The organism is Pseudomonas sp. Mb7 (genome assembly GCF_054790525.1).
On record NZ_CP186501.1, the window covers coordinates 5,253,396 to 5,272,487 of the forward strand.

A 19,092-nucleotide genomic window follows, 5' to 3' on the forward strand; every position below is an offset into this window, starting at 1 on the left:
AACGGGGAGCCAGCAGGCTCCCCGTTTTGGTTTCTGGCATCGCCCTTCCCTTCGCTATCTCCCTGGACTTCCTACAATTATATTCCCGCAGACATGCAGGACATTTCCTTACGCCTTTTAATTACTGAAACTTACCCTACAAGTTTATTTCCAGCTAAAGATTGCTCCGACAAAATTACTGGAAATTTCCTACCTAATATCCCCTTGCCAATCATCCATTACAAACTATTATGAAGTTGTCACCACGAGGTGACTTCAACTATCAATGAACAAGGAGTTCACATCATGAAAAGTATTTCTCTGGAAAGTAAAAAAATCGCAAACCTGGCTTTTCTGGTTGCCCCTAAAGCCCGCTAAGTAAGTCAGGACGCTGGGGAGTGCCGGCAACCCAGCGTCCTTTTGACTTCTTCCAGAGTGAAACGATTAATATGCACATCAATCCTTACTTTTTTATATTGCCGCGCCCGACCGGACAAGTTGTATGGAATTACAAAAACCATACACAACACGAGCTTGACCTGAACTATGCAACTCGCCTTGCGCAACTAATCAACAACCCTCAACTGTTCGACGCGCACAACATAATAGACACACAACTATTGAGCGCAGACATTCTTACCGTTTCAAAAATAGACAATCCGCCATGGGGCTGGGATGAGCTGTCGAAGATTTATCACATCGGCACACAAAATATTCCCTGCGAACATACCCCACAGAATATTCACGAGTGGTCCAGGCAATATCTGGCGCACTGCAACGAAGTACTGGCCACCCCACAGCCTGCTACAGACCGCCCGACGCCAGCACCCGAACAGCGTATCGCCCTGCCTGCGCCGTGCGCTTTGAACAACGACAGTTTGGGAAATGTTCTGCTCCAGCGCAAAACCTGCCGTTCCTATACAGGTGCAGCGATAACGCTGAAGGACGTCGGCACCCTGCTTTACCTTTCCCTCGGTTATCTCCATGAACGAGACAATGATCGCGACGACAGCATCGCCCAAGGACTAAGCGCACGGCGAAGCAGTCCTTCCGCGGGGGGCCTGAACGCTTGCGAAGGCTTCCTCCTGGTGCAGAACGTCGATGGCCTGGAACCGGGCATCTATGCCTATCATCCGGCCGACCACACCCTGAGCCGGATCAATCCGCTGCCTCAACCAGCGCTGGGCCAATTGCTCGGCGGTCAGCACTTCATCAACAACCTGCCGCTGGGATTGTTCATCACCGCCCGTTTTGACCGGCTCTGGTGGAAGTACGAACACTCGCGGGCCTATCGCATGGCCTTCGTTGAAGCGGGCCACTTGTCGCAAACCTTTCAACTGGTCGCCACGGCACTGGGTCTCAACACCTGGCTGACCGGCGCATTTGCCGACCAGCAGGTCGAAGCACTGCTCAATCTCGAGGGCAGCGCTGAACAACCGCTGTTCTTTGTTGGCTGTGGACAAAGCGACGGGCAAGTGATGTGCCACGAAATGCGCGAGCTGTTGCGCGAGGGACAGGCATGACCCTGTCGATGGCCGACCCTGATCAAGCGCCGGTGTCCTGGGCGCTCAAATTTACCTTGGGAGACTGGGAAAGCCGGGCCTCGGTGCGCAGCAGTACCCATGACTATCAATTGCCCGACGATGTGCCGCTGCAACTGCAAACCCGCCACTGGTTCCCGCCGGCATTTCTGCCTTATCTGGCACATCCGGCCATCCAAGCGGCGGGGTGCGACGTACAGCATCGACTGGCAGCCAACCATCTGGTGCATTTTCTCGATTACACCACCTTGCTTGAACACCGCATCGTCAATCGTGCAGTGGAAGTCATCGTGCACCGGGAACTGCCCCTTTACGTGCCTCTGCCGATGAAGCACGCCGCGCTGCAGCTCTACACCGACGAGGGTTATCACGCGCTGTTCTCCAATCGTCTCGCCGAACAGATCGCCGCGTTCTACGGGTTCACCGGACGTCCGACGATTCCGAAGCGTATCAGCCGCCTCAACGCACTGATCGCCCGCACCCCGGAAAACAATCGGCCACTGGCATGGTTTCTGCTCGGCTTCGTCTCGGAAACCATCATTGCCCGCGAGCTGCTGGACGTCTGCCGCGACAGCCTGGTGTCCAGCGTCAACGACATGCTGCGCGACCACCTGACTGACGAAGCCCGCCACAGCCGCTACTTCAGCGAGGTGTTCCATTATTTCTGGCTGTCGATGAACAGCCGCCAGCGTGCGTTTGTGAGCCGGACACTGCTGGAGATCATCGGGATTTTTTTCGAGGCCGACGAACGTTGGCTGCAACAGAGCCTGCGAGGGGCAGGCATCGCCGACAGTGACGTGAAACAAATCGTCGGCGGCATGGCAACGGTGCAAGCCAACCGGGCCCGTGCACGATCAGGCGCCATCGCAACGCTGGACGCACTACGCAAGGCCGGTTTTTTCGCACTTCCCCATAACCAGAAACTTTTCGCCAAGGCAGGACTGATCGATGGATAAAGGACAATCCGTGGCAACCACAAGGCAGCGCCGCGCCGCTGTCAGCCTGTTGCTGGCCATGGTGCTGCTGGGTGTGTTTCCACTGGACGTGCTGCTGCCCTCCTTCCCGGCAATGGCGACGCACTTTCTCCGTTCACCGGCAGACATCGCACTGTCCATCAGCCTGTTCGCCGTGGGGATCGCGTTTGCCCAGCTCTTGATCGGCCCCCTCTCGGACGTGATCGGGCGCAAGGGCCTGTTACTCGCCGGCATGAGCGTATCGATGCTGGGTGCGTTCGGTTGCGTGATGACCTCCGATTACACGCTATTCCTGGTATTTCGGGTGATGCAGGCCTTGGGCTGTGGATGTTTCGTGCTGTCGCAGGCACTGGTGCAGGATCTGTTCGAAGGTGAAGAGCGCGACCGGTTACGGATCCTGATGGTCACGGCGACCGGGATATTCATTTCGGTATCGCCGCTGGCCGGGACTTTTCTCCAGGCGACACTTGGTTGGCGCGGCAGCTTCTGGGTCTTTTGCGCACTGTCCGCCATGGTGCTGATCAAGGCCTGGCTGTTTTTACCGAGCAGCCGTCCGGCCTCAGGTGGTTCGCCGACCGGCTTCTTTCAATCCTACCGACGCGTGTTGGGCGACTTCGAGTTTGTCGGCTACTGGCTGATTTCGGCGTTTGCCTTCGCCTGCCACTTCTCGTTCATCGTGATTTCGCCGCTGATTTTCATGGACCAACTGCAACTCGCGCCTTACGACTTTTCGCTGATCCTGCTGGTTTACGGTGCGGCGTATGTTGTCGGCGGGATCATCGCCGCGGTACTCAATCGACGCATCACGCCGGTTCAGCAAATCTTCACCGGGCTGAGCCTGATACTGCTGTCGGGACTGGCAATGCTGTACCTGGCAGCCAATCATGTGTTGGCGCCGGCCACGGTGTTGATCCCGATGCTGATCTGCACCGCTGGCACCACCATTGCCCGCCCCGCCGCTACCTCTCGGGCCATGGGCCTGTTTCCTGAAAACGCCGGCACATCGGCCTCGGCGGGCAGTACGATCATCTTTATTTGTGGCGGCCTGATCAGCGCATTGATCAGCCTCAGTCCGGCCAATCTGCAATTGACGCTGGGCTACAGCTTTGTCCTGCTGAGCGCGATCGCGCTGGTGCTCAACAACCGGCTCAGCCGTCGCGCGAAAAACCTTGAAGGCAACGTCATGGCGCAGACCGGCGGTGATTAAACCCGCCAGTCGTCATCCCATACACGCCGTCTGCACTGGAACAACGCTTTGCGCCATTCCCTCCAGACGCCAGCGGTGTAGAATCGGCTGATTCATCGCCATTCATCCCCCGGCGGGTTTATGAGCTCAGGCTGAGACCAGCGGCGATCCCGCAACGTCATCGGCAACTTCACGGACACACGGCCATTTCTGAGTGTTCCAGACGTCAATAGAAGCTCACTCCCCTTTGATACCTGATTAGCCGCCCGGAGTGCTCCATGCCAGATTACCGCTCGAAAACATCCACCCACGGCCGCAACATGGCCGGTGCCCGCGCACTGTGGCGCGCCACGGGGATGAAAGATGACGACTTCAAAAAGCCGATCATCGCCATTGCCAACTCATTTACCCAGTTCGTACCGGGCCACGTGCACCTGAAGGACCTCGGTCAACTGGTCGCCCGTGAAATCGAACGCGCCGGTGGCGTGGCCAAGGAATTCAACACCATCGCCGTGGATGACGGCATCGCCATGGGCCACGACGGCATGCTGTATTCGCTGCCGAGTCGCGAAATCATCGCCGACTCCGTCGAGTACATGGTCAACGCCCACTGCGCCGACGCCATCGTCTGCATCTCCAACTGCGACAAGATCACCCCGGGCATGCTGATGGCTGCCTTGCGCCTGAACATTCCGGTGATCTTCGTTTCCGGCGGCCCGATGGAAGCCGGCAAGACCAAACTCGCTTCCCACGGCCTCGACCTTGTCGATGCCATGGTGATCGCCGCCGACGCCAGCGCTTCTGACGAGAAAGTCGCTGAGTACGAGCGCAGCGCCTGTCCGACCTGCGGTTCGTGCTCCGGCATGTTCACCGCCAACTCGATGAACTGCCTGACCGAAGCACTGGGTCTGGCATTGCCCGGCAACGGTTCGACCCTCGCCACCCACAGCGACCGCGAACAACTGTTCCTGCAGGCCGGCCGCACCATCGTCGAGCTGTGCAAACGCTACTACGGCGAGAACGATGAGTCGGTATTGCCGCGCAACATCGCCAACTTCAAGGCGTTCGAGAACGCGATGATGCTCGACATCGCCATGGGCGGTTCGACCAATACCATCCTGCACTTGCTCGCTGCCGCTCAGGAAGCCGAGATCGATTTCGACCTGCGCGACATCGACCGTCTCTCGCGCAGCGTTCCGCAACTGTGCAAAGTGGCGCCGAACATCCAGAAGTACCACATGGAAGACGTGCACCGCGCTGGCGGTATCTTCAGCATCCTCGGTTCGCTGGCCCGTGGTGGTCTGCTGCACACCGACCTGCCGACTGTGCACAGCCGCAGCATGGAAGAAGCCATCGCCAAGTGGGACATCACCCAGACCGACGATGAAGCCGTGCACCACTTCTTCAAGGCCGGCCCTGCCGGTATTCCGACACAGACGGCGTTCAGCCAGTCGACCCGTTGGGAAACCCTCGATGACGACCGTGAGAACGGCTGCATCCGCAGCTTCGAGCACGCCTATTCGCAAGAAGGTGGCCTGGCCGTGCTGTACGGCAACATCGCCCTCGACGGCTGTGTGGTGAAAACTGCCGGTGTCGATGAGTCGATCCACGTCTTCGAAGGCAACGCGAAGATCTTTGAAAGCCAGGACAGCGCCGTACGCGGCATCCTCGCTGACGAAGTGAAGGCTGGCGACATCGTCATCATTCGCTACGAAGGCCCGAAAGGCGGCCCGGGCATGCAGGAAATGCTCTACCCGACGTCGTACCTGAAATCCAAAGGCCTGGGCAAAGCCTGCGCACTGCTCACCGACGGTCGTTTCTCCGGCGGCACGTCGGGTCTGTCCATCGGCCACGCTTCGCCAGAAGCAGCAGCCGGCGGCGCGATCGGCCTGGTACAGGACGGCGACAAGGTGCTGATCGACATTCCGAACCGCTCGATCAACCTGTTGGTCAGCGACGAAGAACTGGCTGCACGCCGCGCCGAGCAGGACAAGAAAGGCTGGAAACCGGTCGAGATCCGTCCACGCAAAGTGACCACCGCTCTCAAGGCCTACGCCCTGCTGGCGACCAGTGCCGACAAGGGTGCTGTGCGTAACAAAGCGATGCTCGACGGGCTGTAAGCGTCAAATCGCGGCAACAAAAATGCCCCGCCAAGTGCGGGGCATTTTTTGATCGTTCCCACGCTCTGCGTGGGAATGTCTCAAGGGACGCGGAGCGTCCAGTGACGCGGAGCGTCACGGGCTGCATTCCCACGCAGAGCATGGGAACGATCAACTAACACTACGCTTTCGCGAGCAGGCTCGCTCCCACATTGGATCGGTGTGGCTTACTGAATCTCTTCTGGCTTAACGATCACCCAGTTCTTGTCCGCCGTCACCGGCAACCCTTCTTTCGCCTGCGCCGCCGCATGCTTGGCCATCATGCCGTTGATTTGCGTCATGTACTTGTCCTTGCGGTTGACCCACAAGTGAATCCCGCCCTTGGCCACATCGACATCGTGAAACAGCATGTAACCGTCGCTGGTCGGCGTATCGCCACCGACCAATACCGGTTTTTTCCACTCGTCGATGTAAGTGAGGATCGCCGCGTGCTTGCCGGCCATCCACGTTGCCGGGGTCCACAGATACGGGGTCAGTTCGAGGCCAAGGTTGGCCTTCTCGTCATATTTGCCGGCGGTGATCTGCTTGCGTGCAGTGGTCAGTTCGTTGGTCTCGCGGTTCTTCAGCAGGGTGGTCACGCCGATGACGTTTTGCGGTTTGACGTTGTAGCCATACTTCGGATCCGCCGCGACCATGCGCACCAGCTCTTCAGAGGCGGCGGTCATCACGTAGACCTCAATGCCGTTCTCCATCAGCTTGTTGTACAGCTCTTGCTGGCCGGTGAAGATCTTCGGCGGATTGACATCGAGTTTCTTGACCACATCGCCTTCGTAATAAGTCGCTGGCACCGGCTTGCCCGAAGCCATCAGCTCATCGACGTAGCCTTTGAGTTCCTTGAGGGTGAAACCGGAGAACACCTGCGCCACCCACGGGTAGCAGACCATGTCGTCGACTTCGCAGAGGCGGTAGTAGTAACTGAACAGGCTTTCCTTGTGGTCGGCGGTGTCCTTGAACGGCATCAGTTTCAGGGAAGGGTCGAGTTTGTCGCGGGTGATCAGGCCCTTGTTTTCCATGAACGGCAGCAACGACTCTTCGAGATCGTAGCGGTAACTGGTGTTGTCCATGTCGAACACCGCGTAGTTACCTTTGTTGGCATTGGCGGCGATCATCGCATCCAGCGCTTTGGCCTGATCGGCCGGCCAGTGTTTCAGGTCGGTGGCGAACGCCTGAGTGGCCAGACCCATGCCCACAGCCAGTGCGACCGCCAGAAATTTCGGTGCGAACTTCATAAGCCTCTTCTCCCTGATTCAAAGAAATCGACGCTAACAAATATGTGTGACAGTACTCGTCTGTCAGCGACCGCCCGCGTCCCTGTTTGCGCCAGATGCATTGCCGAGAGCGACACGGGCTTATTCCAAAAACGACGGACGCCCTAAGATTTCGGTATTAAATCATTGCAAATCAAGCTGTTAGGCTTGCCGGTTCGCAGCAGCCCCGGAAGGCTGTTGGCACAGTCTTTCCTGGAGATCTCATGAATCTACCGTTGATTCTCAACCTGCTGGTGTTCCTCGCCCTGCTCTTCGGTCTGGCGCAAACCCGCCACACCACGTGGAGTCTGGCGAAAAAAGTCCTGCTCGCACTGGTGCTCGGCGTGGCGTTCGGCGTAGCTCTGCACACCGTTTACGGTGCCGGTAACCCGGTGCTGAAAGCCTCGATCGGCTGGTTCGATCTGGTCGGCAACGGCTACGTGCAGTTGCTGCAAATGATCGTCATCCCGCTGGTGTTCGCCTCGATCCTCAGCGCCGTGGCGCGTCTGCACAACGCCTCGTCGCTGGGCAAGATCAGCTTCCTGACCATCGGTACCCTGCTGTTCACCACCGCGATTGCGGCGCTGATCGGCATCGGCCTGACCAACCTGTTCGGCCTTACCGCTGAAGGTCTGGTCGCTGGCACTCAGGAAATGGCCCGTCTGCAAACCATTCAGACCGACTACGCCGGCAAGGTCGCCGACCTGAATGTGCCGCAACTGCTGCTGTCGTTCATCCCGCAAAACCCGTTTGCCGACCTGGCGCGGGCCAAGCCGACCTCGATCATCAGCGTGGTGATTTTCGCCGCGTTCCTCGGGGTCGCAGCGCTGCAACTGCTCAAGGATGACGTCGAGAAAGGTCAGAAAGTGATCAATGCCATCGACACCCTGCAAGCCTGGGTGATGCGTCTGGTGCGTCTGGTGATGAAACTGACCCCGTACGGCGTGCTGGCGCTGATGACCAAAGTGGTCGCCGGTTCCAACCTGCAAGACATCATCAAACTCGGCAGTTTCGTCGTAGTCTCGTACCTCGGTCTGGGCCTGATGTTTGTCGTGCACGGTTTGCTGGTATCGGCGGCCGGGATCAACCCGCTGCGTTTCTTCCGCAAGATCTGGCCGGTGCTGACGTTCGCGTTCACCAGCCGCTCCAGCGCGGCGAGCATTCCGCTGAGCATTGAAGCGCAGACCCGGCGTCTGGGGATTCCGCAATCGGTGGCGAGTTTTGCCGCATCGTTCGGTGCGACCATCGGCCAGAACGGTTGCGCGGGCTTGTACCCGGCGATGTTGGCGGTGATGGTTGCGCCGACCGTTGGCATCAACCCGCTGGATCCGCTGTGGATCGCGACGCTGGTGGCGATTGTAACGTTGAGTTCGGCGGGTGTGGCCGGTGTGGGTGGCGGCGCGACGTTCGCGGCGCTGATCGTGCTGCCGGCGATGGGCTTGCCGGTTTCGCTGGTGGCGTTGCTGATTTCGGTTGAGCCACTGATCGATATGGGGCGCACGGCGCTGAACGTGAGTGGTTCGATTACCGCTGGGGCGATTACCAGTCAGGTGATGCAGCAGACCGATAAAGAACTGCTGGATGCTGATGAGCATGCGGAGCTAGCTCAGGCCTGATTAGCGCCTGAAGGACCGCTATCGCTGGCAAGCCAGCTCCCACAATGTTTTGTGGTGAACACAGATTTTGTGAACACCTCAAGACCTGTGGGAGCTGGCTTGCCAGCGATGCTTTTAAGCCTTTTCCCAGACTTCGAAGTTGTATGCGGGTTTATCTTCAACCGCCGGGTTTTCAACGTTCGACACCAGTTTCCACTGGTTCAAATCAAACTCCGGAAACCACGCATCACCCTCCGGGCTCAACGCCACGCGAGTCAGATACAGACGATCCGCCTGCGCCAGCCCTTGCGCATACAACTGCGCACCACCGATCAGCATCAGCTCATCGACGCCCTGCTCCTTCGCCCATTCTTCGGCGCGAACCACGGCCGCTTCCAGCGACGGATAAACTTCCGCACCTTCGAGCACCAGATTGGCCTGACGGCTGACCACGATGTTCAAGCGTCCAGGCAATGGTCGGCCGAGCGAATCCCAGGTCTTGCGACCCATGATGATCGGCTTGCCCAAGGTCGTAGCCTTGAAGTATTTGAAGTCCCCCGGCAGGTGCCAGGGCATGCTGTTGTCGACGCCGATCACGCGGTTTTCACCGAGGGCTGCGATCAGGCTGAGGGGGAGTGATTTAGTCATGCCGGCGAGGATACCAGAGCCGCGCTTACCCAGATAAGCGCCACAGCGGTTATGCTCAGCGCTCATTTAAGCGACGGGACGCCGCGTGACTGAACTGACTCCACTGCAAAACCTCTGGCTGACCGAGACCGTGCGCCTGCGCGAAGAACACGCAGGCCCCTTGGAAGATCTGGAAGCCAACCGACTGGCGCGCACGGCCGGCGGCGATCTGCCGAGCCGCATTCAACGCCGGGCTTTATGGCTGGCCGAGCGTGACGGGCTGACGGCAGCCCTCAAACACTGGCTGCAAGGCGCGCGTCTGGCGCTGGTGCTAATGGCGCTACTGGCCTGCGTCACTGGCGCAGGCATGGCATTTTCTGCGCTCGGCGACGGCACACGAGCGGTCAATATTTTCTGGGCGCTGGGCACCTTGCTCGGGGTCAATCTGATCCTCCTGCTGAGCTGGGCGCTGGGTCTGCTTTTCGCTGGCGAACACGGAGCAGCGCTCGGCCGCCTGTGGCTGTGGCTCAGCGAAAAATTTGCCCGGGACGCCAAGGCCGCGCAGTTACCCCCCGCATTACTGGTCTTGCTGCAACGCCACAAACTCAATCGCTGGGCGATTGGCACGCTGGTCAATGGCCTGTGGCTGCTGATCATGTTCAGCGCGCTAAGCATGCTGATATTGATGATGGCCACTCGGCAATATGACTTCATCTGGGAAAGCACGCTGCTGGGCGCAGACTTCTTCGCGGCACTGACTGATGCGTTGACGGTCATTCCCCATGCGCTGGGCTGGAGTGCGCCGAGCGTGGACATGATTCGCGTGACGCTGGACACCGATTACAACCGCGTCCTGGTTCGCCAGATGTGGGCGATATGGCTGGTCGGCGCGGTGCTGATCTATGGCGTGCTACCCCGTCTGCTGCTGATGCTGTTCTGCCGTTGGCGCTGGAAGCGTGGTCGGGATCGCTTGCGTCTGGACTTGAACCTGCCCGGCTACGCGCAACTGCGCGAACGTCTGATGCCAACCAGCGAACGCCTCGGCGTCAACGATCCGGAGCCGGCACAATTGCACCGCGTCGAAAGCGCCGTCGGCGAATTCGCCAGTGAAGGCGCATTGCTGGTGGCCATCGAACTTGACGAACAACGCCCATGGCCGCCCGCGCTGCCAAAGAATGTCAGCAACGCCGGCATCCTCGACAGCCGCGAATCACGCCACAAACTCCTCGATCAACTCAGCCGTTTTCCACCGGCACGTCTGGCGATTGCCTGCGACCCACGGCGCTCGCCGGATCGCGGCAGCCTCGCCTTGATCGCTGAACTAGCGCGCAGCGCGGGCGAGACTCGCGTGTGGCTGCTGCAAGCGCCGCCGGGCGAAGCACTGGATGCCGAGCGCCTCGGCGACTGGCACACCGCGCTGCAACAGCTGGATCTGCCGTTTGCCGATTGCGCGCCGTTGAACTGGCTGGAGAGTGGCCATGACTGATGCCTGGAAAGCGCCGCTGAAACTCGCGGTGGTCGGCCACACCAACGTCGGCAAAACCTCGCTGCTACGCACGCTGACCCGCGATGTCGGCTTCGGCGAAGTCTCCCATCGCCCGAGCACCACGCGGCATGTCGAAGGTGCGCGGTTGTCGGTGGACGGCGAGCCGTTACTCGACCTCTACGACACGCCTGGCCTGGAAGATGCGATCGCTCTGCTGGATTTTCTCGAACGACTGGAGCGGCCCGGCGAACGCCTCGATGGCCCGGCGCGGCTGGCGCGGTTTCTCGACGGCAGCGAAGCGCGCCAGCGTTTCGAGCAGGAGGCGAAAGTGCTACGGCAACTGCTTGCTTCCGACGCCGGTTTGTATGTGATCGACGCCCGCGAACCGGTGTTGGCCAAGTATCGCGATGAGCTGGAAGTACTCGCCAGTTGCGGCAAACCGCTGCTGCCGGTACTGAATTTTGTCAGCAGCGCCAACCATCGCGAGCCGGATTGGCGTGAGGCTTTGGCGCGGCTCGGACTGCATGCGCTTGTGCGTTTCGACAGTGTGGCGCCGCCGGAGGATGGCGAGCGACGGCTGTACGAAAGTCTCGCGTTGTTGCTGGAGAATGCTCGGCCACAATTGGAGCGGTTGATTGCCGATCAGCAGGCTCAGCGCCTTGCCCGTCAGCAAAGTGCGGCGCGATTGATTGCTGAATTGTTGATCGACTGCGCCGCGTGTCGGCGCAGTGTGGTCAGTGAAGCCGAGCAGGAACAGCAGGCGATCAGTGAACTGCGCAAAGCTGTGCGCCAGCGTGAGCAGAAGTGTGTTGAGGCGCTGCTCAAGCTGTATGCGTTCCGCCCGCAAGATGCGGCGGCGAGTGATTTGCCGCTGCTGGATGGACGTTGGGGCGATGATTTGTTCAACCCTGAGACCTTAAAGCAACTCGGCGTGCGCGTGGGTGGCGGCATTGCTGCCGGTGCGGCGGCGGGGGCTGGCGTGGATTTGCTGGTTGGCGGGATTACCCTCGGCGCTGCGGCGTTGGCTGGGGCGATTGCCGGTGGTGCGCTGCAGACGGCGCGTAGTTATGGCAGTCGCTTGCTGGGCAAGATCAAAGGGCAGCGTGAGCTGACGGTGGATGACGGGGTGTTGCGGCTGCTGGCGTTGCGTCAGCGGCAGTTGGTGTTGGCGCTGGATCAGCGTGGGCATGCGGCGATGGACAGCATTCAGGTGGCAACACCGCAGGACAAGACCTGGCGCGAGGGCAAGTTGCCGGAGGCATTGAGCAAGGCGCGGGCGCATCCGCAGTGGTCGTCGCTCAATCCGCAGGCGAAATTGAATCAAGCGGAAAGGCAGGAGCAGATTGAGGCGTTGGTGGGGAAGGTGCTTGAGCTGTAGACGCCGACCCTCACCCCAGCCCTCTCCCAGAGGGAAAGGGAGCTGACCGTGTTGTTCTTCCGTCATACGTCGACCTGAGATATCCAGTCGAACTCAGGTTTGAAAGGCATGAAAATCGGCTCCCTCTCCCTCCGGGAGAGGGCTGGGGTGAGGGCGACAATCACACAGTAGACAACAATCTCGCAGCCTTACGCTTCAAAACCCCAAGATCCATCACCGGCACCGCCATCTCCTTGGCCAGCTCATCCCACTGGCGCATCCGCAGACTGACCGCACACAACGGATCCCGCGCAAACTCATCAGCCTCAGCCTCCGTCATCACCCCGCCCTGATACGCCAGCGTCCGCCGACTCGCCTCACTCAGCCGATCAAAATACCCCGGCTCACGCAACGTCAGATACCGCTTGGCCTGCACGTGATATTCCACCAGCCGCGCCATGCGCTCGCTGAACCCGGCCTCACGCAAATAGTCCGCACCCAGCCGTTCATGACTGACCACGCCATACCCGCCCATGTTTTCCGCGCCCTCGGCACACAGGTGGCCGATGTCATGGAAGAACGCCGCCAGCACCACTTCGTCATCGAAGCCTTCGGCCATCGCCAACTCAGCGGCCTGGGACATGTGCTCGATCTGCGACACCGGCTCGCCGATGTAATCGCTAGTGCCATAGCGTTCATACAAGCCGAACACCCGGGCGACGACTTGCTCGTGACCTGTCATCAATCTTCCTCCAGCAACTGCGCGATATTGCGCTCCGCCAACGCCGGGCCGACGCTCATGCCGACGCCGGTGTGCATCAGCGCCACACTCAACCCGGGTGCCGGGCGCAGGAACGAGAACGGCCCCGGCCCCCGGGAACCATAGACGCCCTGCCAGCGCTCGACCACTTGCACCTTGCAGCCCAGCGTCTGCTCGGCCAGTTCGAGCATCCAGTTGTCCACTTGCTCGGCGTTGAACGGGGAAGGATCGCTGCCGTAATGGTGCGAGTCGCCGATGATCAGCTCGCCGTACGGCGTCGGGCTGATCAGCAGGTGAATACCGTTGTCGTGCAGGTGCGGTTGCTCATGGAGGATTTGCGCCTGCACCGCCGCCGCTTCCGGCAGATCGGCGAAGGCGCCGTAATGCACGCAGCTGAGGCCGGTGAGCAAGGCGTGTTGCAGATTCAGTTCGGTCTGCGGTTTGGCGCGGAGCATTTGCAGGCGGCAGATTTGCGGGTCGAGTGCGGCAATCGGCTCGGCCAGCAAAGTCTGATAATCGTGGCCGGAGCAGACGATAATCTGCTTCGCCGTGAAGCTGCCGACGGTGCTGTGCAGACGCCCCGGTTCGACGTCGCGCACCAGCGTGGAGAAATGAAACTCCACACCAAGGTCGCGGCGCAGATAATCGATCAGTGCCGGAATCGCTTCGCGCGAATACAGCTGTTGATCGTCCATGCCGTGCAAAGCGGCACGGTGGTGGCTGAACTGACCGTGATACAGATCGCGCAAGGCAGCGCCGCGCAGCAACTGAATGTTGTAACCGTGTTCCACGGCGCGACCGTTGCAGAAGGCTTCGAGCAGATGTTCTTCGGCTTCAGTGCGGGCGAGCAGATAGGAACCGTTGCGCTTGATTTGCAAACCGGCGAGCTGCGCCCAGCCACCCCATATTTCGCGACTGGCTTTGGCCAGCTCGAGCATTGGGCCCGGCGGTTGGCCGGTGACCAAGGCTTGGCCGAAGTTGCGCACCGAGGCGCCCAGCGGCGTGGCGGTGCGTTCGAAGACGGCGACCTTGAGACCGCGTTTGGCGGCGGCGTAGGCGTGGGACAGGCCCAGAATGCCGGCGCCGACGATCAGCAAGTCTTGTTGTTGTGTCATGAAGCTACCTCAATGATCGTTCCCACGCTCTGCGTGGGAATGCAGCCAAGGACGCTCTGCGTCCATAGTGACGCGGAGCGTCACGGGATTCATTCCCACGCGGAGCGTGGGAACGATCGGCAACGGTTACTTGGCGGCGACTTTCTCGGACTTGCCGTCATAGCGCTTGCGCCATTCAGTGAGGATCTCGTCGCGATTCTTCGACGCCCAGGCAAAGTCGTTCTTGATCAGGCGCTGCTCGTAATCCGCCGGCAATTCGGTCTGCGGCTTGGCGATCCCTGGCTGCGCGAGGACAGCGAAGTTCTCCTTGTACAGATCCATCGCCTCAGCACTCGCCGAGAAGTCAGCCAGCTTCTTGGCTGCCTCTTCATGCGGCGTACCTTTGATCACCGCCGTCGCTTCGATCTCCCAACCCAGGCCTTCCTTCGGCAGGATGATGTCCAGCGGTGCGCCCTGACGCTTGAGCTGTACCGCCGGGTATTCAAAGGAAATACCAATCGGGAATTCCCCCGCCGCTGCCAGTTTGCAAGGCTTGGAACCGGAGTGAACGTACTGGCCGATGTTCTGGTGCAGACCGTCCATATAGGCCCAGCCCTGCTTCTCGCCGAAGGTTTGCAGCCAGGCGCTGACGTCGAGGAAACCGGTGCCGGACGACGCCGGGTTGGGCATGACGATCTTGCCCTTGTACTCAGGCTTGGTCAGATCCTGCCAGCTCACGGGCTTGCTCAGGCCCTGCTTCTCGGCCTCGACGGTGTTGAAGCAAATGGTCGCGGCCCAGACGTCCATGCCGACCCAGGCTGGCGGGTTAGCGGCGTCACGGTAGTTCGCGCCGATCTTGCCGAGGTCCTTTGGCGCGTAGCTCTGCAGCATGCCTTGCTGATCGAGGATCGCCAGACTGGAAGCCGCCAGGCCCCAAACCGCGTCAGCCTGCGGACGGGCCTTTTCGGCGAGCAGTTTGGCGGTGATGATCCCGGTGGAATCACGCACCCATTTGATCTCGACGTCCGGGTTGGCCTTTTCGAAGGCTTCTTTGTAGGACTTCAGTTGCTCGGCCTCGAGGGCGGTGTACACCGTCAACTCGGTTTTTGCCGCGAAGGCATTCAGGCTAAAAGTAGCGAGCACAGCAGCGGCCAGGGCCATAGGCTTGAACATGATCGTTTTCCTGTAAGTGAGTTGAATCAGTGACCGGGCGCGGTTTGCCGCCAGGCTTGAGAACGGCGCAGCAAGCCGCGCGAAGCCCACGCCAGCAGCAAGGACACGCCCGCCGAGGTGAACAGAATCAGGGTCGACATCGCCGCCGCACCGCCAACGTTGCCGGCGTCATCCATGTTCAGCACCGCGACCGCCGCGAGGATGGTGTCGGGGCTGTAAAGGAAGATCGCCGCCGACACGGTGGTCATCGCCGAGACGAACAGGTAGCGCACAATGTCCAGCAGCGCCGGCAGGCAGATCGGCAGGGTGACGCGCAGGTAGTGGCGATACAGCGGCGCCTTCAGCGACAGCGCTGCCGCCTCGAACTCGGCATCGAGTTGGCGCAGCGCGGTGGTCGCGGTCATTTGTGCGGTGGTCAGGTAGTGCGCAATCGTGCAGACGATCAGCAGCGTCATCGTCCCGTAGAGCACATGCAGAGGGTTACCCGTGAGGTTGAAGAAGAAGACGTAACCCAGACCGAGCACCAGCCCTGGCACCGCCATCGGCACGAAACTGAGCATGCGCAAGGTCAGATTGAGGCCTCGCTGAGTGCGGGTTTTCTCCATCAGGTAAGCGCCGGTGAAAATCAGCACGCTGCCGATCAACGCCGTGCCCAAAGCCATCTTCAAACTGTTGCTGTAGGCCAGCCAGCCACCGCCAGCGGTTTCGTTGAACTGGTAATGGTTGAGTGACAGCGACAGGTTGTACGGCCAGAACTTCACCAGCGAGGAAAACACCGCCATGCCGAACACCAGAATCAACGCGGCGCTGATCAGCAAAACAATCGCCAGATAGCAGCCATCGCGCACTTTCGACGGTGCCGGTTTGAACACCTGTGCACGCCCGCTCATGGAATCGCCGTGTCGCCGACGCAACCACGCATCGACGCCGAAGCTGAACAGCGCCGGCAGCAACAGCACCATGCCAATCAACGCGCCGCGACCGAACTGCTGTTGGCCGACCACGGCTTTGTAAGCTTCCAGCGCCAGCACTTGATAGTCGCCACCGACCACCACCGGCACGCCGAAATCGGTGATGGTCAGGGTGAACACCAGACAGAACGCGGCAAACACCGCTTGGCGAGTGGCCGGCCAGGTGATGCTGCGGAAAGCCTTGGCGGGACTGGCGCCCATGCTCGACGCCGCATCGAACAAGCGCGCATCGGCCAGCGACAATGCCGAGAGCAGAATCATCAGCGCATGCGGGAAGGTGTAAATCACCTCACCCAGCACAATCCCCCAGAATCCATAGATGTTGTCCGAGAGCAGCCCGCGCAACATGCCTTGGTTGCCGAACAGATAGACCAGCGCAATCCCCGGCAGCATCGACGGCGCCATCAGCGGCAGCAGGGAAATCCCGCGCCAGATGCCTTTCGCCGGAATCAGCGTGCGTTGCAGCGCGTAGGCAAACAGGTAGGCCAGCGGTACGACGATGGCCGCGACGCTGAGGGAAACTTTCAGGCTGTTGCCGAGCAGCCAGTGGAAATTCTCGCTGCTCACCAACTCCTTCGCCGCGAGCCAGCCACCACCCTGCCCGGCTACACTGCTGAAGCCGCGCCAGAAGATCGCCAGCAACGGCAGCAACACCGCGACGCCGAGCAACAGCAACAAGACAACTTTGCCGCCGACGACAAAAATGCGGTCGCCGATCTCGGCTTTCGAAGTCTGGCGCACCTGCTTGTGCGGTAGCGGCAGCGCGAGATTGCTGTTCATCAGGCAAACACCTGCAGGCTGCGCGGCGGCAAGGCGACCATGATTTGCTGGGCGCCGAGGCGCGGCATGGCTTCCGGGGCGAGTTCGGCGAGCAAGGCGTGGCCGGGCAACTGATCGAGTTCGAAGCTCATGCGGCAGCGGTTGCCGAGGAAGGTGATCTCGCGGACTTTGGCCGGGAACAGGTTTTCCTCATGCACCAGCGGATTGACGTTGATCGCTTCCGGGCGGCAGAACAGTCGGCCCGAGGCGCCGCTCACACTGCCATCCGCCAGACGCACATCCATCCCGCCAACCCTGGCGTGGCTGGCGCTGCTGCGCTGGAACGGCAGCCAGTTACCCTGGCCGACAAACTCGGCCACGAACGGCGTGGCCGGGCGGTTGTAGATTTCCTGCGGCGTGGCGTACTGCTCGACGCGGCCGTTGTTCATCACGGCGATGCGGTCGGCCATCAGCATGGCTTCGTCCTGATTGTGCGTGACCATCAGCGTGGTGATGCCGAGGTTGCGTTGCAGTTGGCGCAGCTCGGTGCACAGATGCTCGCGGACGCGGGCGTCGAGGGCGGACATCGGTTCGTCGAGCAACAGCAGCGACGGTGCCGGCGCCAGAGCGCGGGCCAGCGCGACGCGTTGCTGCTGGCCGCCGGACAATTGGCCGGGGTACTTTTTCTCGCTGCCGGTGAGGCCGACCAGTTCGAGCATCTGGCCGACGCGCTGGCGCACTTCGTCGCGCCCGCTGCCAGCAAGGCCGTAGGCAATATTCGCCTCGACGGTCAGATTGGGGAACAGTGCGTAGGACTGGAACAGAATCCCGTAGTCGCGGGCTTGCGGGGCGAGGTGCGAGACATCGCGATCGCCGAGGTACAACTCGCCGCTGTCCTGCTTTTCCAGACCGGCGATGCAACGCAGCAACGTGGTCTTGCCGCAGCCCGACGGGCCGAGCAGGCACACCAACTCACCGGCGGCGACGTCGAGGGACACATTATCCAGCGCGGTGAAAGCGCCGAAGCGTTTCTGTACGCCGCGCACTTTCATCGGCGCACCGGGGTTGGTCAGGGCAGTTGCGATGGCAGGATTCATGGACAGACCTCATCAAGCAGATGAGGCCAATCCTAGAGTTGTAATGCGTCCGTCATGTGGCAGTGAGGCAAAAACTGGTGATAGTGGTATTCGGGGATTTTGGTTCACTACCGATCGTTCCCACGCTCTGCGTGGGAATGCCTCATCGGACGCTCCGCGTTCGGCTCTTGGGACGCAGAGCGTCCCGGGCTGCATTCCCACGCTGAGCGTTGGAACGATCATTACGCAGGGGACATTTCCTGCGCCAACCCAAGAAACGCCGCCGGCAACCGCGCGCCCTTGCGCTCTTTCAGGCAATAGAGATATTCGGGAATTTGCGGCGCATTTTCGATCGTCAGCACGCGCAACTGCGGGTCATGCGGCACTTCCTGGCGGGCAATGATGCTGATGCCGATATTGCGCAACACCGCCTCACGGATCGACTCACGGCTACCAATCTCCAGCAACGGCCCGAAGCTCACCCCGGCACTCGCGAGCAACTCTTCCGTCAGCCGCCGTGTGGTTGAACCGGATTCACGCATCAACAACGTATGCCCGGCCAGCGCACTCAACGCCACATGCTCCTGCGCCGCCAGCGGATGATTGCGATGCACCGCCAGCACCAGCGGATCAGTGCCCAACACCCGACGAATCAACCGCGCGTCATCAAGCAATTGCGACGACGCGGCGATGTCCACGCGGTAATCCTCCAGCGCTTCCAGCACCTGCTGCGAGTTACCGATTTCCACCGACACTTCCACCTGCGGCAAGCGCTCGCGGAAGGTCTTCACCAGATCGAGGATGTAATACGGCGCCGTCGCCGCGATGCGCAAAGTGCCCTGCACCTGACCGCTGTTGCGCAGGAAGAACTCGATGTCGGCCTCCTGCTGCAACAGTGTTTTGACCATCGGCAGCAACCGCGCGCCTTCATCACTGACACTCAGGCGTCGACCGCCGCGATAGAACAACTCCACCGAATACTGACTTTCCAGATTGCGGATCTGCGTGGTCACGGTCGGTTGGCTGAGGCCGAGTTTTTTCGCCGCCAGCGTGATGCTGCCCAGGCGAGCGACCATGTAAAACGCTTTCAGCTCGGCACTCAGCACAA

15 protein-coding genes are annotated in these 19,092 nt (G+C 60.5%); 7 read left to right on the top strand and 8 right to left on the bottom strand.

Annotation, left to right across the window (positions count from 1 at the left end; all coding sequences use genetic code 11):
• The first annotated feature begins 428 nt into the window (after window positions 1-428).
• The 4 genes from ACOYXH_RS23760 to ilvD all read left to right on the top strand — a co-directional run bounded on the left by ACOYXH_RS23760 (window position 429) and on the right by ilvD (window position 5,800).
• Window positions 429-1,502 (top strand): SagB family peptide dehydrogenase, encoded by a 1,074-nt coding sequence (locus ACOYXH_RS23760; protein WP_460067306.1) that lies wholly within the window; start codon window positions 429-431, stop codon window positions 1,500-1,502.
• Window positions 1,499-2,476, top strand: a complete 978-nt coding sequence (locus ACOYXH_RS23765; RefSeq protein ID WP_095049440.1) for a diiron oxygenase — start codon at window positions 1,499-1,501, stop codon at window positions 2,474-2,476. The genes ACOYXH_RS23760 and ACOYXH_RS23765 overlap by 4 nt, the downstream gene beginning before the upstream one ends.
• Window positions 2,469-3,701 (top strand): multidrug effflux MFS transporter, encoded by a 1,233-nt coding sequence (locus tag ACOYXH_RS23770; RefSeq protein WP_093429810.1) that lies wholly within the window; start codon window positions 2,469-2,471, stop codon window positions 3,699-3,701. The genes ACOYXH_RS23765 and ACOYXH_RS23770 overlap by 8 nt, the downstream gene beginning before the upstream one ends.
• Window positions 3,702-3,958: 257 nt before the next feature.
• Window positions 3,959-5,800: a dihydroxy-acid dehydratase gene (gene ilvD / locus ACOYXH_RS23775; protein ID WP_095049439.1), complete on the top strand. Its 1,842-nt coding sequence runs from the start codon at window positions 3,959-3,961 to the stop codon at window positions 5,798-5,800.
• Window positions 5,801-6,006: 206 nt separating this feature from the next.
• On the opposite strand, the gene ACOYXH_RS23780 is transcribed toward ilvD, so the two are convergent.
• A complete protein-coding gene (locus ACOYXH_RS23780; protein WP_093429808.1) occupies window positions 6,007-7,068 on the bottom strand; it encodes an HAD family hydrolase in 1,062 nt (353 codons plus the stop codon).
• 242 nt (window positions 7,069-7,310) lie between these two features.
• Between ACOYXH_RS23780 and ACOYXH_RS23785 the strand changes: the two genes are divergently transcribed.
• Window positions 7,311-8,702, top strand: a complete 1,392-nt coding sequence (locus ACOYXH_RS23785) for an L-cystine transporter (RefSeq protein ID WP_095049438.1) — start codon at window positions 7,311-7,313, stop codon at window positions 8,700-8,702.
• Window positions 8,703-8,816: 114 nt separating this feature from the next.
• Here ACOYXH_RS23785 and ACOYXH_RS23790 read toward each other — a convergent pair whose 3' ends face one another.
• On the bottom strand, window positions 8,817-9,329 hold the full coding sequence (locus tag ACOYXH_RS23790) for a dihydrofolate reductase (RefSeq protein ID WP_095049502.1): 513 nt from the start codon (window positions 9,327-9,329) through the stop codon (window positions 8,817-8,819).
• An 85-nt stretch (window positions 9,330-9,414) separates the two neighbouring features.
• Here ACOYXH_RS23790 and ACOYXH_RS23795 point away from each other — a divergent pair, with 85 nt between their 5' ends.
• Window positions 9,415-10,794: a DUF2868 domain-containing protein gene (locus ACOYXH_RS23795; RefSeq protein WP_258708948.1), complete on the top strand. Its 1,380-nt coding sequence runs from the start codon at window positions 9,415-9,417 to the stop codon at window positions 10,792-10,794.
• Window positions 10,787-12,172 carry a GTPase/DUF3482 domain-containing protein gene (locus ACOYXH_RS23800; protein ID WP_095049436.1) on the top strand — a complete coding sequence of 462 codons (1,386 nt, stop codon included), beginning with the start codon at window positions 10,787-10,789 and terminating at the stop codon, window positions 12,170-12,172. The genes ACOYXH_RS23795 and ACOYXH_RS23800 overlap by 8 nt, the downstream gene beginning before the upstream one ends.
• 160 nt (window positions 12,173-12,332) lie before the next feature.
• Here ACOYXH_RS23800 and ACOYXH_RS23805 read toward each other — a convergent pair whose 3' ends face one another.
• The 6 genes from ACOYXH_RS23805 to ACOYXH_RS23830 all read right to left on the bottom strand — a co-directional run bounded on the left by ACOYXH_RS23805 (window position 12,333) and on the right by ACOYXH_RS23830 (window position 19,090).
• Entirely contained in the window at window positions 12,333-12,893 is a 561-nt protein-coding gene (locus ACOYXH_RS23805; RefSeq protein WP_095049435.1) for a phosphonate degradation HD-domain oxygenase, read from the bottom strand.
• Window positions 12,893-14,026, bottom strand: coding sequence for a TIGR03364 family FAD-dependent oxidoreductase (locus ACOYXH_RS23810; protein WP_258708949.1), 1,134 nt, complete (start codon window positions 14,024-14,026; stop codon window positions 12,893-12,895). The genes ACOYXH_RS23805 and ACOYXH_RS23810 overlap by 1 nt, the downstream gene beginning before the upstream one ends.
• Before the next feature lie 126 nt (window positions 14,027-14,152).
• Entirely contained in the window at window positions 14,153-15,178 is a 1,026-nt protein-coding gene (locus ACOYXH_RS23815) for a putative 2-aminoethylphosphonate ABC transporter substrate-binding protein (protein ID WP_034153698.1), read from the bottom strand.
• 26 nt (window positions 15,179-15,204) lie between these two features.
• The gene (locus ACOYXH_RS23820) at window positions 15,205-16,929 is read right to left on the bottom strand and encodes a putative 2-aminoethylphosphonate ABC transporter permease subunit (RefSeq protein ID WP_460409980.1); all 1,725 of its coding nucleotides are present in this window, start codon (window positions 16,927-16,929) and stop codon (window positions 15,205-15,207) included.
• The gene (locus tag ACOYXH_RS23825) at window positions 16,929-18,005 is read right to left on the bottom strand and encodes a putative 2-aminoethylphosphonate ABC transporter ATP-binding protein (RefSeq protein WP_095049431.1); all 1,077 of its coding nucleotides are present in this window, start codon (window positions 18,003-18,005) and stop codon (window positions 16,929-16,931) included. The genes ACOYXH_RS23820 and ACOYXH_RS23825 overlap by 1 nt, the downstream gene beginning before the upstream one ends.
• 221 nt (window positions 18,006-18,226) lie before the next feature.
• Window positions 18,227-19,090 (bottom strand): LysR family transcriptional regulator, encoded by an 864-nt coding sequence (locus ACOYXH_RS23830; protein ID WP_064116303.1) that lies wholly within the window; start codon window positions 19,088-19,090, stop codon window positions 18,227-18,229.
• Window positions 19,091-19,092: the final 2 nt, after the last annotated feature.

What these genes read in the sequence shown, in the direction of transcription:
- ACOYXH_RS23815 (WP_034153698.1), bottom strand. Translation starts at nt 15,178, where the DNA reads ATGTTCAAGCCTATGGCCCTGGCCGCTGCTGTGCTCGCTACTTTTAGC.
- ACOYXH_RS23820 (WP_460409980.1), bottom strand. Translation starts at nt 16,929, where the DNA reads ATGAACAGCAATCTCGCGCTGCCGCTACCGCACAAGCAGGTGCGCCAG.
- ACOYXH_RS23760 (WP_460067306.1), top strand. Translation starts at nt 429, where the DNA reads ATGCACATCAATCCTTACTTTTTTATATTGCCGCGCCCGACCGGACAA.
- ACOYXH_RS23810 (WP_258708949.1), bottom strand. Translation starts at nt 14,026, where the DNA reads ATGACACAACAACAAGACTTGCTGATCGTCGGCGCCGGCATTCTGGGC.
- ACOYXH_RS23825 (WP_095049431.1), bottom strand. Translation starts at nt 18,005, where the DNA reads ATGAATCCTGCCATCGCAACTGCCCTGACCAACCCCGGTGCGCCGATG.
- ACOYXH_RS23805 (WP_095049435.1), bottom strand. Translation starts at nt 12,893, where the DNA reads ATGACAGGTCACGAGCAAGTCGTCGCCCGGGTGTTCGGCTTGTATGAA.
- ACOYXH_RS23785 (WP_095049438.1), top strand. Translation starts at nt 7,311, where the DNA reads ATGAATCTACCGTTGATTCTCAACCTGCTGGTGTTCCTCGCCCTGCTC.
- ACOYXH_RS23780 (WP_093429808.1), bottom strand. Translation starts at nt 7,068, where the DNA reads ATGAAGTTCGCACCGAAATTTCTGGCGGTCGCACTGGCTGTGGGCATG.
- ACOYXH_RS23790 (WP_095049502.1), bottom strand. Translation starts at nt 9,329, where the DNA reads ATGACTAAATCACTCCCCCTCAGCCTGATCGCAGCCCTCGGTGAAAAC.
- ACOYXH_RS23800 (WP_095049436.1), top strand. Translation starts at nt 10,787, where the DNA reads ATGACTGATGCCTGGAAAGCGCCGCTGAAACTCGCGGTGGTCGGCCAC.
- ilvD (WP_095049439.1), top strand. Translation starts at nt 3,959, where the DNA reads ATGCCAGATTACCGCTCGAAAACATCCACCCACGGCCGCAACATGGCC.
- ACOYXH_RS23765 (WP_095049440.1), top strand. Translation starts at nt 1,499, where the DNA reads ATGACCCTGTCGATGGCCGACCCTGATCAAGCGCCGGTGTCCTGGGCG.
- ACOYXH_RS23770 (WP_093429810.1), top strand. Translation starts at nt 2,469, where the DNA reads ATGGATAAAGGACAATCCGTGGCAACCACAAGGCAGCGCCGCGCCGCT.